Below are 13,612 nucleotides of genomic sequence, written 5' to 3' on the forward strand. Positions count from 1 at the left end.
TGGTGGGCGTCGAAACGGCATGCCCGAGAACCAGGGGCCGACCAAGCTGCAGATATGGCTGGGTGTGGGCCTGATCGTCCTGTTCGTCGCCGCGCTCGTGGGGCTCGTGCTCATGCGCGACGACCCGCAGTGGGATCGGCTCGTGTTCCTGCTGCAGGGGCTGGAGGCGCTGGTGTTCGCGGCGGCCGGGGTCCTGTTCGGCACCGCCGTGGGGCGGTCGTCGGCGGCCGTCCAGGAGGCGGCGCAGGCGACCGAGCGCGCGAACGCCGCCGAGACCGACGCGGCCAACGGGCGGGCGCTCGCCTCGGCGGTGCTGGCCTCGGAGGAGGGGTCGGTGCGGCGGGGGAGCCGGGAGCCGTCGATGGCGGCCTCTTCCGAGTCGGACCTTGCGGCGTTCGCGCGGAGGCTGTTCCCTAACGCGTGATGAGCGTCGTCAGGGTCGACCCGAAGAGCGCGGCCGGTTGCCCGGTCGTGCTCGTCGACGCTGACGGCGAACGGCTCCTGCGGCACATCGACCCGGCCCACCTCCGCACGCTCACCGGCGACGGCTCGCCGCAGGGGCGGCGCGCTCTGGGGCGGGCGCTGTTCGACCTCGTCCACGACGCGTCGCTGAGCGGGGCGGTCTATCTGGACGTACAGGACCCCGAGTTACGGGCCCTGCCCTGGGAGCTGATGATCGGCCCCGACGGGAAGCGGCCCTTCCTGGCGGAGGGCTGGGTGCGCGGAGCGCCGCGGCCCTGCGCCCGTGGCGACATCATGGTGCCGATCCGGCTGCTCGTCGTGCTCGGGAACACCGCCGACCCGGCGCTGCTGGCCCGCGAGGAGGCCGACGCGATCAGGAGATCGCTGCGCGGCCGCCACGGCGCCTGGCACGTCGAGGTGCTCGACCAGCCCACCCCCCGCGAGTTCTTCGACCGCATGGACGCGGTCAGGCCCCATGTCCTGCACTTCGTCGGCCACAGCGGGGTCCACCCGCTGGAGGGCCTGCCGATGCTGGAGTTCAACGGGCCCGCCGGGGCCAAGGGCGTCAGCGCCGACGTGATCGTCAACTCGATCAAGGAACCGCCGAGGCTGGTCGTCCTCAACGCCTGCCGCACCGGCTACGGCGCGACGGAGGCGATCGGGGAACTGGGCGACGCCTTCGGCGCCGGCGCGGTGATCACGATGCGCGACGAGATCGCGTCGGCCCCGGCGGTCGTCTTCGCCGAGCACCTCTACGACGCGCTCGCCTCGGGGGCGACGGTCGGCGAGGCGGTCCGGGTCGCCCGTTCGGTGATGCACCGGGAGGGCCTGCCCGAATGGGAGGCGCCGTCGCTGGTGGTCCGGCACGCGGCCGAAGAGGTGCTGCCCTGGCGGTTCGGGGTGGACGACGCGACCGCTCTCGACCTGGCCGAACTGTATGCGGGCGTGGCGATGGCGGTCGACCGGACCGCCGAACGGTGGCGGCTGTGGGGCGGCGTCGACTCCGACGCGCCGCCGCACCGGGCCATGCTGGTCGGCGGCGGTTCCGGGGTGGGGAAGTCGTCGCTGGTGCGGTCGTGCGTGTTCACGTGGCGGCTGCGGGGGTGCACCGCCGTGTACGTGGACGCGGGTGCCCTCCGCGACGGTCGCAATGTGCCGTGGCTGGACGTGGTGCGGGCGCTGGCCGACGCCCTGCCTGAGTTACCCGGGGCGGCGCGGTTCCGGCACCATCTGGTCCACCTCCGGCAGGGGGTGCGGCCGCCTGCCGGGTCGTTCCAGCCCGATGACCTCGGGCCGTGGGAGGCCGCGAACGAGTCGGAGCCGCAGTTGCGGGAGGCGCTGTTCGAGGCGTTACGGGCGTTGCTGTCCGAGGCGGGGCGGGTGACGATCGCGCTCGACCATCTGGGGCTCGTACCCGAACTGACCGAGACTCTGGTGCCTGGGCTGCTGCTTCCCGTGCTCGACCAGCGGTTGAGCGACGTCTCGGTGATCGTGGTGGCGGACGACGAGAAGGTGCTCGGGGGGTTCGCGGGGCGGGCGCAGCGGCTCGACGTGAAGCCGTGGGACCGGGATCGGACCGAGGAGATCTTCCGCGAGTTCGGCGCACGCGCCAACCGGCTGTTCGAGGGCACCTGGAGAGGCGCCTCCGAATGGGTGCGGGAGAGCACCCCCGTGTTCCTGCCCGCCCAGCTGCACTCGTTCCACAGCATGATCGAGACGGGCCGCCCATGATCGAGGATCTGGCGAAAGCCGTCGTCGACGGTGCCCTGCGGCTGTGGGCCGGTGGGGACTTCGAGGCGTTCGTCCGGGACGACGGCGGCGAGGACCCGGCCCCCTTCACCGAGCGGCTGGTGGAGCAGGTGGCGCGGCGGATCGCGGCCTTCCTCCCCGAGGACCTCGCCCACTCACCGGTCATCGCGAGGGTCGAGGAGTCGTTGCGGGCGCAGGACGCCGGGTCTCCGCCGGATCCTTTCTTCGTCGCGCTCCGGGACGAATGCCGCGGCTACCTCGTTCAGACCGCGCGATCCCTGCCGCTTCCGCGGCCCGGCGTCGCGGTGCGGCTGCTCCAGCAGCGGAACACGATCGCCGAACGCCAGAACGACCTCGCGACCCTGCTGTTCGGCGCGCTGCCGCTCGACGTGCGCGGTGTGCTGATGCGCTGCGCGCTCCCCACCCGCTTCGACGAGGACCTCTACGACGCGGCCCTCCGCGGCGACGGCCCCCCGCTGGCCGAGATGGTCGCGACCGGGCGCATCACCCGGCTGCCCGGTTCGCGGCGCTACCGGCTCGACCCCGCGCTGCGGGAGACCGCGTGGGCCCGATGGTGGATCGACGAGGCGTACACCGCCGTCTACGGCGTCCCCGACGCCATGCGCCGGACCGCCGGGCTGATCAGTGCCGAGGTCCACGACGAGCTGGAGCGGCTGCGCCTGCTCGTGCTCGCCGACCCCGGCCGGGCCGTCGCCACCTTCTGGATCCTGTACGAACGCGCCGACGCCCGGTTCGATCTCGTCGGCTGCCGGGACCTGCTCGACGTCCTGACCGCCGACGACCTCATCGGCCTCAGCCCCGAGGTGGCGGGAACGCGCGCCGCCTACCAGGCCCGGCTCGCCGCCCGCACCGCCCACGCCACCGAATACCGCCAGACCGGCCGCTACCTGCGCCGCGACGACCTGGAGCGGGCGCTGACCGGCGACGCCAAGGTCGTCCACCTGCACGGACCCGGCGGCATGGGCAAGACGATGGTCCTGCGGTGGCTCACCGCGCGCTGGGGCGTGACCCAGTGGCCGCACCTGCCGTGCGCCCGCATCGACCTCGACGCGATCGACCCGGTCAACGCGGTCCGCCACCCGTGGCTGGTGCTGCTGGAGATCGCCGCGCAGCTCTCGCCGCAGGTCCGCGGTGAACCCTTCTCCGACCTGCTGCGCGACCACGACAGATACCGGCGGGTGCTCAGCCGGACCGCCGTGCCCGACACCGCGCTCCTCTCCGAGGTCGCCGCCGCGACCGCCGACGGCGCCGACGTGACCGAACGCTTCTTCGCCACCGCCCTGCCCGACCACGTGATCGTCTTCGACACCCTCGAAGAGCTCGTGCTCAGACCCGCCGCCGACCCGCGTCCGTTCGTCGAGACGCTCGCGCGCCTGTCCGGGCGGGTCGTCCTCGCGGGCCGGTACGACCTCCGCGACCGCCTCCCCGGCTTCGCCGAGACCTTCCCCGAGGCGACGACCGCCGAGGTCACCCCGTTCGACGACGACCTCGCCGCCCGTTACCTGGAACGCCGGGGCGTCACCCGCCCCGACCTGACCGCCGCCATGGTCCGCCGCTCCGGCGGCCTGCCCTTCGCCCTCGCCATGTACGGCGACCTCGCCGAGGCCAACCCCGATCTGACCGCCGCCGAGGTCGACGAGGCCCGCGAGCCGGCCCTCCTCTACTGCCTCGAACGCATCCTGGAACGCATTCCGGACGACCGGCTCCGCTGGCTGCTGCGCTACGCGGTGCTGCCCCGCCACCTGGACGCGGAGTTCGTCGCCGAGGTGCTGTGGCCGCACCTGGAGGCGGGGTTACGCGACGACAAGGTCTACGACGACCCGGCCGAAGACGCCCGGCCCGACCGCAAGACCAAGATCTTCCTCCCCGGCCCGCCACCACCTGACGTGGCGGCCCTCTGGGAGGAGCTGACCACCTACGCCGGGGCGACCTCCTGGGTCCAGGCGACCGAGGACGGGCGCCTGGTCTTCCACGAGAACCTCCGCGATCCGGTGCGTGACCTGCTGCGCGCCCAACCGATCTTCACCGTGCTGCACGAGGCGGCCGAGGCCCACTACACGCGGCGGGGCCTGTCGGCCGAGGCGGTCTACCACGCGTTCCAGCACCGGGGGAGGGCGGCGCTGAGCCTGTGGCGGAGCTTGATCACCGAAGCCTGGAACACCGGCCACGTCGACCGGGCCGGAGAGTTGGCCGACGACCTGCTGATCTACGCGACCGACTCCGACGTGCGCTACGCGGCCTACATCGAGCAGTCCCGCGCCGCGATCGAGGCGGCCCGGCGCGACCGTGAGCCCGGCGCGGCGGGTGCGCACTGGAACCGGGCGGAGAGCGCCCTCGCGGCTGCGGCGCTGCTGGGCGAGCCGTCGGCCATGCACCGCGCGCTGACGGCCGCGGTCCTCCAGGCACGAGACCTCGACGAAGAGGCCCAAGAGGAACTCGACGCGATCGACGACGACTCCGACCGCGACGTCGCCGTGGCCGTCGACATGGTCCGCGCTGCATCGCGGGACCTGCGGTACGTGGAGGAGGCCTACCGCAACGCCGACGAACGTGACGACCGCGAGGTGGCCCAGTTCGTGGCCATGCGACTCGGCCTGATCCTGACCGTCAACGGTGGTCCCCTCGACGACGCGGTCCGCTATCTGACCGAGGCGGGAGACGTGGCCGGGCTGGGGCGCCTGCTGCTCCAGTACGGCCAGCCGGAAAGCGCCCTCACCATGGTGTCCGTGCCCGGTCAGGCGCAGGGACCTGTGGAGATCGCCCAGGGTGACGAGCGTGACAGGCTGCTCGTCGAGGCCGAGGCCCTGATCACCCTGCGCCGCCCGGCGGCGGCCATCCGCCTGCTCACCGGCCGCATCGCGACCGACCACGCACTTTCGGCGATCATGATGGCCCGAGCCCTCGGCGACCTGATGGAGTACGACGCCGCCCTCGATACCCTCACCCACGCCCGCCGCACCGCCACCCTCGACTCGGTCAGGGCGACCCTGGCCAGGGAGACGGCGAGGATCCATCTTGAAGTGGCCGGGGACCTGAACGCCGCCGAACGAGCGCTCAGCGAACATGCGGAGGCGGATCCGCTACAGGTGGACCTGGCACTCGCCCAGGGACGGCTGGAAGCAGCGCATGCCATCGCACATGTCCTGAAATATGAGGCGTCTGACCCGGTGTCCCGGGTGAAGGCGGCCGTGGCCGGACTCCAGGCCGATCTGCCCGAGCGAGGGCTCCTGATCTCCCTTGTCACGGATATCGAGGAGCTCGGGCTGCTCCTGGAATCACTGGCCGGGCTGCGGAAGTGCACGATCCCCGTCGACCTGTCCGACATCGCCCTCGAATCCTGGCTGACCGCCCGGGCCCAGATGAAGCCGGGGGACCGGGCCCACCTGGATGTCATCGCGGCCGAGGTGGCGCGGCTGGCCGGGCGTGCCGACGAGGCCGGGCGGCTGCTCGATGACGCGGTGTCGTGGCTCGCGAACCCCGAAGGCGTGGCGTGGCTCGACTGGATCCGCGCCCGGAACCGGCTCGGCCCCGCGACCTCCGACGAACAGGAGCCGCTGGAGATCAACGGAGGCCCGGATCTCCGGGGCGCATTCCTGGTCGAACTCGCCCGGCGCCGGATGTCCGTCGACCCTGAGTGGAAGACCTCCGATCGGCTCGACCGGGCCCAGGCCCTGATCGGTGACCGCCCCCTCTACTGGCACGGGCTGCTCTGGGAGGCGCGCGCCGAGCTGGCCGGGTCGGACCGGGACTTCCTGGAGGCGGCCGGTGGGGTGTGGCGCGAGCTGGGCCAGACGGAGAAGGCCGATCAGACGGCGAGGGTCTTCGAGGCGCGATGGCCGGCTCCGGAGGGGGAGATCGTCGTCGTCCTGGACGATCTCACGCCCTCCCGCACCGAGAACTGGGTCGGCGCCCATGCCGGATTCGTCATGGGCGCGCGGGAGCTTCCCGGGCTGACCGCACGCTTGGCGGCGACCCGGGAAGCCGTCGACGTGCGGCTGACCGGCGAGGCCGGTCCGGGCCCTGAGCCGTGGGAGCTGCTCGGCTGGGACGGCGAGGCGATGGGTCGCCATCCCCGGGTCCGGTGTGTGTACCGGACGCCCCGTGATCTCCTCGCGGCGGACCCTCCGGTCCTGTGGCTGCGCCCTGTCCACATCGTGCAGCCCGATCCGGCCACGGCGGCTCGGATGCGTGGAGTACCGGGCTCCCTCAAGGTCGCCGAAATCTATAGAAATCGCGATATCCGGGTTGAGACGCGGAGTCCGCTGGCATCGCTCGGCGAAGTGGATCCGTCGGTGCTGCACCTCGCCGGGGTCATGGACGTCTCCCACGGAGTCCCCGCGCTCACCTTCCTCGGCGTCAACGACTGGATCGATGCCTCCACCCTGCACGCGGCGTTCCGCCGGCTCCGCTTCTCCTCGCCCCTCATCGTGCTGGACATCCTGGCCTCGGAGAACCGGGCGGAACATCACCGGCAGCTCGAACTGCGCAACCGGTTCGCCCAGGATCTCGTGCGGGTGCCCTATCCCATCACGGTGCTGGCCATCGGTCCCGCGCCCGGTCTGACCCGCTCGGCGGTCGTCACCGATGTCGCGTTCTCCGTGGCGGCCGGGTCGACGACACCCGACCTGTGGCAGCGGATCCAGAGTCACGCGATCGACTCGGAGGACGACGCCTACGCCTTCGCCGCCACCGCGCTGTTCTCGAACGTCCGCCCGCCTGACATGCCCAGGTTCGGCCCCCGATGACGGAACGCCGCCGCGTCGAGCTCCACGCCAAGATCACAGGCCTGGCCGCCGAACTCCAAGCCTGGCGAGACCTCTCCGCCCCCGGCGCCCGCCTGGAGAAGCACCACACCCAGATCGCGGCCGTCACCGCGGCCCTCCAGGTCGCCGTCGACCACCTCACCACCAGCGCCGACGCGCAGGTGCCGTGGATGGAAACGGAACGGCTCCTGATCCGCACCCACGACGTCCTCGACTACTTCCGCGCCAAGTTCACCCTCCGCCTGGCCGACGTCTTCGCCGGCTACCTCACCGTCGCCGACGAACTGGCCTGGGAGTGCTACGAGCCGGTCCGGAAGTACGCCCCGCTGTTGAAGGAACCCCCGCTCGTCTTCCTGGGCCCGTCGGCAGAGCCCTTCTCCATCGCGAGAGGCGCCGACTACGCCACCGAACTCACCGCGAAACCCCAGGGCACCCTCCGCCGGGTCGTCGAACGCCTCCCGGTCCCGGTCATCGGCGTCCCGTGGTTCCACCTCCGCCACCTCCCCGACGCCCTGGTCATCGCCCACGAGGTAGGCCACCTGGCCGAGACCGACCTCAACCTCACCCCGACGCTCCACCGGCTGATCGCCGGATCAGCCCCGAACTGGACCAGATGGCTGGGCGAAGTCTTCGCCGACGTGTACGCCACTCTCGCCACCGGCCCCGGCTACCTGAGCGCCCTGTCCGACTTCCTCGACACCGGCTCGGGCGGCACGGGCGCAGGAGCGTATCCACCCCCGGAAACCCGCCTCAACGTGGTCAGAGCAGTCCTGAACGAGGACGCCACAACAGAAGAGGGAAAGATCGCATCGGCCCTGGTCGCAGGCCCCTACCCGGAACTGAACGGCCACCGCCTCGACGAGATCCTCACCTTCGACCCCGGCCTCGCCGCCCGCCAGTCGAAGGCCCTCCTCCTTCGCATGGCCCCTGACGCCAGATCGAACGTCCGCACCCTGCTCTCGTCAGCGGCCCTGGCCTTCGCCCACGACCCCCAGACCTACCAGCGAACAGAGACCACCGACCGCGTCCTCCACGCCGCGAAGCAGAAGATCACAGCAGGCATCCGCGCCGCCACCACCCCGGCGCTCGCAACTCAACGCGACCACGAAGCAGGGGAAGCCATTCTCGCTTTACTCCTCTGACCAGCCGCCGCGTCGCCGGGCGAACCGGGAGCGCCCGGCTGGCGCCGGTTGCAGTGCGGGGCCGGAGACGGTGGGCGGTGCCGGCCAGGCGGGAGCCGTAACGGAAGAAGAAGCCTGGGACTGACGTCTCACATGCCCAGACGGGCGCCCATGAGCTTCTCGACCGCCGCCGCATCCCCGTCGAGCGACACCCGCGCATGGTCCTGGCGCCCGAACGCGAACAGCAGCAGCTCCTGCGAAGGTCCCGTCACCACCACAGCGGGCTCGGACATCTTGGCCCCCGACTTCTGCCCCGTCCCCGCCCGCCGCAGCACCACCCCGACAGGAGACTTCCGGAAGAACACGCGCCCCCCGGCCGCCACCCGCTTCCACAGCAGGTCGTCCAGGTCGGCGGGCAGTTCGCGCGGTTCCCACCCCGCCTGCGCCCGCCGCACATCCTCGTGGTGGATGAAGAACTCGATCGTGTTCACCGCCGAGTCGAGGCCGGGGATCAGCCCGTAGGGGGTCCAGCGGGGCGGGCCCTGCCGCACCTCGTTGACCAGTTCCGCATACGGCCGGGCCCGGACCTGCGCCTGCACGTTCTGCGTGTAGGGCGCCAGGAACTTCACCGCGATTCCGGCGGCGGCGTCGATGCGGCGCTCGCGGACGACCAGGTGGGCGGCGAGGTCGGCGGTCTCCCAACCCTCGCACAGGGTGGGGGCGAAGGGGCCCAGGTCGTCGAGGAGGTCGGTGATGGCGGCACGTTCCGCGCGGGCGTAGCTCATGGTCCAACCCTAAGCATCCCGGTCGCGGGAATAAGAGCGGTGATCGCCGCGATTTCCTCCTCTGGGCCTCAGCCTATGGCCCCATCCCTTGGTCAGACCTTGGCCCGATCCGGACTGTCGGTCGGGCTGCGTAAGGTCAGGGCTTGAACGTCGCTGCAAACGGAAGGACACCCCGAGTGCCCGAAAAGGTCTCAACCGCGGTCATGCGCAAGGGGTTCCGCGTCATCGGCCACGCCATCAAGACCGAGCCGAAGATCTTCACGGGGGCGGTGCTGGCGAGCGCCCTCTACGGCGTCACGACCGTGCTGTCGTCGTGGGCGCTCGGCTGGGCGACGACCAACGCGATCCTGCCCGCCTTCCGTGAGAACCAGGCCGTCGCGGGCACTCTGTGGCTGGCGGCGGCGCTGATCGTCGGGGTCGCGGTGTTCAAGGCGCTCGGGATCATGGGCCGGCGCATCATGGCGGGCATCCACCAATACCGCATGCAGGCGCATGTCCGGCGGTCGCTGGGGCGGCAGTTCCTGCGGCTGCCGCTGTCGTGGCACCACCGTCATCCGACCGGGCAGCTGCTCTCCAACGCCAGTTCCGACGCCGAGGCCGCGTGGGGGCCGCTCGCGCCGCTGCCGATGGCGGTCGGCGTGGTGGTCATGCTGGTGGCGGCGGCGGTGGCGATCGTGCTGACCGATCCGGTGCTGGCCGTGGTCGGCTTCCTGATCTTTCCGGCGATCGCCCTGCTCAACCTGGTCTACCAGCGGCGGCTGTCCCCGCTGGCGACGCGGGCGCAGGAGTTGCGGGCGGCGGTGTCCGAGGTCGCCCACGAGAGCTTCGACGGCGCGCTCGTGATCAAGACCCTCGGCCGCGAAGACGCCGAGGCGGTCCGGTTCCGGGCCCGCGCCGAGGCGCTGCGCGACGCCAACATCGCGGCCGGGCGGGTGCGCGGCCTGTTCGATCCGCTGCTGGAGGCGCTGCCGACGCTCGGGGTGCTCGCCGTGCTGCTGTTCGGCTCCTACCGGCTCTCCTCCGGCGACGTCACCGCCGGTGAGCTGATCCAGGTGTCCTACCTGTTCACGCTGCTGTCCTTCCCCGTGCGGGCGCTCGGGTGGGTGCTGGGTGAACTGCCCCGCTCCGTCGTGGGCTGGACCCGGGTGCAGGAAGTGCTCCAGGCGGAGGGCTCGATGGTGTACGGCTCCGCCTCCCTGCCGGCCGACCGACCTGCGGAGCTGGCCGTCACCGACGTCTCCTTCGCCTACGAGCCGGGCGTGCCGGTGCTGCGCGACGTCGGCTTCACCGTCGAACCGGGCCGCACGGTCGCCCTGGTCGGGCCCACCGGCTCGGGCAAGTCCACCCTGACCCAGCTGCTGGCCCGCCTGGTCGACCCCGACGAGGGCGTGGTCGCGCTCGACGGCGTCGACCTGCGCGAGGTCGCCCGCCACGGCGTGAGCGGCGCGGTCTCGCTCGTTCCGCAGCAGACGTTCCTGTTCGACGACACCGTCCGGGGCAACATCACGCTCGGCGCCGACGTCCCCGACGAGAAGGTGTGGGCGGCGCTGCGGCTGGCCCAGGCCGACGGGTTCGTCAGCGCGCTGCCCGCCGCCCTCGACACCAAGGTCGGCGAGCGCGGCACCACCCTGTCGGGCGGCCAGCGTCAGCGGCTGGCCCTGGCGCGGGCGCTGGCCCAGGAGCCGCGGCTGCTGATCCTCGACGACGCCACCTCCAGCGTCGACCCCCAGGTCGAGAAGCGCATCCTGTTCGGCCTGCGCGACCAACATGCCACCGTCATCGTGATCGCCTACCGCATGGCCACGATCTCCCTGGCCGACGACGTCGTCTACCTCGAGAACGGCACCGTCGCCGACCACGGCCCCCACGAGATCCTGCTGGCCCGCTGCGCCGGATACCGCGATCTCGTGACGGCCTACGAACGCCAGGAGGCCGAGCACTCGGCCCTCGAAGAGGAGATCGTCGCCCCGTGACCACGCAAAGTCTCCAGACGGTCGAGCGCGGTGCGGTCCAGACCGTCCGCGACGGCATGCGGCTCTCGCCCGAGTTCCGGCGCGGCCTGACCGTCACCCTGCTGCTGGCCGTGGTGGCCACCGCAGGGAAGGTGATCGTCCCGATCGCCATCCAGCAGGTGATCGACAACGGCGGTATCAAGATCGGCGCTCCCGATCTGGCGTTCATCCGCGACGCCGTGCTGCTCTGCGCGGCGGCGGTCCTGCTGACCGCGCTGTCGAGCTACCTGATGAACGTGCGGCTCATCCGGGCCACCGAGGCGGGCCTGGCGACGCTGCGCGGCAAGGCGTTCCGCCACGTCCACGACCTGTCGGTGCTGACCCAGAACACCGAGCGCCGGGGCTCGCTGGTCTCCCGGGTGACCGGGGACGTCGACCAGATCAGCACCTTCATGCAGTCGGGCGGCGTGTGGATCATCGTCGCGGTCGGCCAGCTCGGAGTGGCGACCGTGGTGATGGCCTTCTACTCCTGGCAGCTCACCCTGCTCGTCGTGGCGCTGTTCCTGCCGCTGTCGTTCGTGCTGCCGAGGTTCCAGCGCATCGTGGCCCGCAACTACCTGACGATCCGCGAGCGCACCGGCGACACCCTCGCCGCGATCAGCGAGTCGGTCGTCGGCAGCGCGGTCATCCGCGCCCACGGCTCCGAGGAGCGCACCGGCGCCCGCATCGACGCCGCCATCGACGCCCAGCGGGCCGCGCAGACCCGGGCCCAGAAGATCATCGGCCTCACGTTCCCGACCACCGAGCTGGTCGCCTCGGTCGCGATCGCCGCCGTGGTCGTCGTCGGCGTGCTGCTCGGGGTCGACGGCTCGATCACCGACGGCCGCCTGATCGCGTTCCTGTTCCTCATCACCCTGTTCGTCGCGCCGCTCCAGATGGCGACCGAGATGCTCAACGAGGCGCAGAACGCCATCGCCGGCTGGCGCCGCGTGCTCGGCGTGCTCGACACCCCGGCCGACGTCGCCGACCCGGGCGAAGAAGGCGTCACCCAGCCGCGCGGCCCGATCACGGTGGCGTTCGAAGACGTGGGCTACGCCTACCCCGGCGGCCCGCCCGTGCTGCGCGAGGTCAACGTCGTCATCCCGCCCCGCCGCCGGGTGGCCGTGGTCGGCGAGACCGGCTCGGGCAAGACCACCTTCGCCAAGCTGCTCACCCGCCTGATGGATCCGGTCGAGGGCCGCGTCGCGATCGACGGCGTCGACCTGCGCGACATCCGCTTCGCCTCACTGCGCGAGCGCATCGTGATGGTCCCGCAGGACGGGTTCCTCTTCGACTCGACCCTGGCCGAGAACATCCGCTTCGGCCGTCCCACCGCCACCGACGGCGAGATCGCCGAGGCCCTGTCCGAGCTCGGCCTGGCCGACTGGCTCGAAGGGCTGCCGGGCGGCCTGAACACGGCGGTCGGCCAGCGCGGCGAGTCGCTGTCGGCGGGCGAACGCCAGCTCGTCGCCCTGGCGCGGGCCTACCTGGCCGACCCCGACCTGCTCCTGCTCGACGAGGCCACCTCGGCCGTCGACCCCGCGACGGAGGTCCGCATCGCCCGCGCCCTCGACGGCGTCACCCGGGGCCGCACCGCCGTCTCGATCGCCCACCGCCTGTCCACGGCGGAGGCGGCCGACGAGGTGATCGTCTTCGACCGGGGCGAGATCGTCCAGCGCGGCCCCCACGCCGAACTGGTCGGCGAGCCGGGCGTCTACGCCGACCTCCACGCATCGTGGGCCACCGCGACCCGTAGCTAGGCCTGTTCTTACTGGTCACTGCGGCAGAATGGGGCGCATGTCCCTGGACCCGAAGATCGCAGACCGGCTCAAGCGGACCGGCGACGGGCTGGTGCCCGCCGTCGTCCAGCAACACGACACCGGCGAGGTGCTGATGCTCGCCTGGATGGACGACGAGGCGCTCCACCGCACCCTCACCACCGGCCGGGCCACCTACTGGTCGCGCAGCCGGGGTCAATACTGGGTCAAGGGCGAGACCTCGGGGAACGCCCAGTTCGTCAAGCACGTCGCGCTCGACTGCGACGGCGACACGATCCTGCTCAAGGTCGACCAGCGTGGCCCCGCCTGCCACACCGGCACCCGCACCTGCTTCGATGACGACGTGCTTCCGGTGATCGAGGGTTCATGAGCCGCCGCGCGGTCTACGCCTGGCTGGTCGTCTGCGCGGCCGGCGGGGCGCTCGCGCTGTTCGCGGGCACCCGCGTCTGGGCGCAGCTGCTCGCGCCCACCGGGCTGACCAATCCGGAGGCGATCCACGACGTGCCCGGGTCGCAGGTCGCGCCGGTGATCACGCCGGTCGTGCTGGCGGCGCTGGCCGGGTGTGTGGCCGTGCTGGCGGCCAAGGGCGTCTGGCGGCAGGTGATCGGGGCGCTGGTCGCGATCTGCGGGGCCACCGTCGTCATCGCGATGATGCGGGTGTTCGACGACGTCCTGCTGCTGGAGAGCGCCGACCTGACCGGGGCGGCCGTGCAGGTCACCGTCTGGCCGTGGCTCACCGCGCTGGGCGGGGTGCTGCTGCTCGCGGGCGGCCTGTGGGCGGCCGTGGCCGGGGGGCGCTGGCCGGGCCTGTCGTCCCGCTACGACCGGCCCGATCATGACAGACCACCGACCGAGCGGTCGATGTGGGACGCCATCGATCGCGGCGACGATCCCACCTGATTACAACTTGTCCTCAGGTTGCCCCGATTTGATGGGGATGTC

Annotated in this window: 9 protein-coding genes; 8 read left to right on the forward strand and 1 reads right to left on the reverse strand. The window is 71.9% G+C overall.

What is annotated here, in order from left to right:
* Window positions 1-19: 19 nt before the first annotated feature.
* From ACYQ78_RS03235 to ACYQ78_RS03250, 4 genes are read left to right on the forward strand one after another with little or no spacing between them, the layout of a single operon-like run.
* Window positions 20-424, forward strand: coding sequence for a hypothetical protein (locus ACYQ78_RS03235; RefSeq protein WP_459799135.1), 405 nt, complete (start codon window positions 20-22; stop codon window positions 422-424).
* Window positions 424-2,193 carry a CHAT domain-containing protein gene (locus ACYQ78_RS03240; RefSeq protein ID WP_459799136.1) on the forward strand — a complete coding sequence of 590 codons (1,770 nt, stop codon included), beginning with the start codon at window positions 424-426 and terminating at the stop codon, window positions 2,191-2,193. Before ACYQ78_RS03235 ends, ACYQ78_RS03240 begins: the two co-directional genes overlap by 1 nt.
* Window positions 2,190-6,977: a hypothetical protein gene (locus ACYQ78_RS03245; protein ID WP_459799137.1), complete on the forward strand. Its 4,788-nt coding sequence runs from the start codon at window positions 2,190-2,192 to the stop codon at window positions 6,975-6,977. The genes ACYQ78_RS03240 and ACYQ78_RS03245 overlap by 4 nt, the downstream gene beginning before the upstream one ends.
* Window positions 6,974-8,137: a hypothetical protein gene (locus ACYQ78_RS03250; protein ID WP_459799138.1), complete on the forward strand. Its 1,164-nt coding sequence runs from the start codon at window positions 6,974-6,976 to the stop codon at window positions 8,135-8,137. The genes ACYQ78_RS03245 and ACYQ78_RS03250 overlap by 4 nt, the downstream gene beginning before the upstream one ends.
* Window positions 8,138-8,265: 128 nt before the next feature.
* Here ACYQ78_RS03250 and ACYQ78_RS03255 read toward each other — a convergent pair whose 3' ends face one another.
* Window positions 8,266-8,901, reverse strand: coding sequence for a TIGR03085 family metal-binding protein (locus ACYQ78_RS03255; RefSeq protein WP_459799139.1), 636 nt, complete (start codon window positions 8,899-8,901; stop codon window positions 8,266-8,268).
* A 203-nt stretch (window positions 8,902-9,104) separates the two neighbouring features.
* On the opposite strand from ACYQ78_RS03255, the gene ACYQ78_RS03260 reads away from it, so the two are divergent.
* From ACYQ78_RS03260 to ACYQ78_RS03275, 4 genes are read left to right on the forward strand one after another with little or no spacing between them, the layout of a single operon-like run.
* On the forward strand, window positions 9,105-10,874 hold the full coding sequence (locus tag ACYQ78_RS03260) for an ABC transporter ATP-binding protein (RefSeq protein WP_459799740.1): 1,770 nt from the start codon (window positions 9,105-9,107) through the stop codon (window positions 10,872-10,874).
* A 56-nt stretch (window positions 10,875-10,930) separates the two neighbouring features.
* Window positions 10,931-12,652, forward strand: coding sequence for an ABC transporter ATP-binding protein (locus ACYQ78_RS03265; protein WP_459799741.1), 1,722 nt, complete (start codon window positions 10,931-10,933; stop codon window positions 12,650-12,652).
* Window positions 12,653-12,689: 37 nt separating this feature from the next.
* On the forward strand, window positions 12,690-13,040 hold the full coding sequence (hisI, locus tag ACYQ78_RS03270; protein ID WP_459799140.1) for a phosphoribosyl-AMP cyclohydrolase: 351 nt from the start codon (window positions 12,690-12,692) through the stop codon (window positions 13,038-13,040).
* Entirely contained in the window at window positions 13,037-13,570 is a 534-nt protein-coding gene (locus ACYQ78_RS03275) for a Trp biosynthesis-associated membrane protein (protein WP_459799141.1), read from the forward strand. Before hisI ends, ACYQ78_RS03275 begins: the two co-directional genes overlap by 4 nt.
* The last annotated feature ends 42 nt before the right edge of the window (window positions 13,571-13,612 follow it).

The sequence above is a fragment of the Herbidospora sp. RD11066 genome, from assembly GCF_054661255.1.

What these genes read in the sequence shown, in the direction of transcription:
- hisI (WP_459799140.1), top strand. Translation starts at nt 12,690, where the DNA reads ATGTCCCTGGACCCGAAGATCGCAGACCGGCTCAAGCGGACCGGCGAC.
- ACYQ78_RS03275 (WP_459799141.1), top strand. Translation starts at nt 13,037, where the DNA reads ATGAGCCGCCGCGCGGTCTACGCCTGGCTGGTCGTCTGCGCGGCCGGC.
- ACYQ78_RS03235 (WP_459799135.1), top strand. Translation starts at nt 20, where the DNA reads ATGCCCGAGAACCAGGGGCCGACCAAGCTGCAGATATGGCTGGGTGTG.
- ACYQ78_RS03240 (WP_459799136.1), top strand. Translation starts at nt 424, where the DNA reads ATGAGCGTCGTCAGGGTCGACCCGAAGAGCGCGGCCGGTTGCCCGGTC.
- ACYQ78_RS03260 (WP_459799740.1), top strand. Translation starts at nt 9,105, where the DNA reads ATGCGCAAGGGGTTCCGCGTCATCGGCCACGCCATCAAGACCGAGCCG.
- ACYQ78_RS03245 (WP_459799137.1), top strand. Translation starts at nt 2,190, where the DNA reads ATGATCGAGGATCTGGCGAAAGCCGTCGTCGACGGTGCCCTGCGGCTG.
- ACYQ78_RS03255 (WP_459799139.1), bottom strand. Translation starts at nt 8,901, where the DNA reads ATGAGCTACGCCCGCGCGGAACGTGCCGCCATCACCGACCTCCTCGAC.
- ACYQ78_RS03265 (WP_459799741.1), top strand. Translation starts at nt 10,931, where the DNA reads ATGCGGCTCTCGCCCGAGTTCCGGCGCGGCCTGACCGTCACCCTGCTG.
- ACYQ78_RS03250 (WP_459799138.1), top strand. Translation starts at nt 6,974, where the DNA reads ATGACGGAACGCCGCCGCGTCGAGCTCCACGCCAAGATCACAGGCCTG.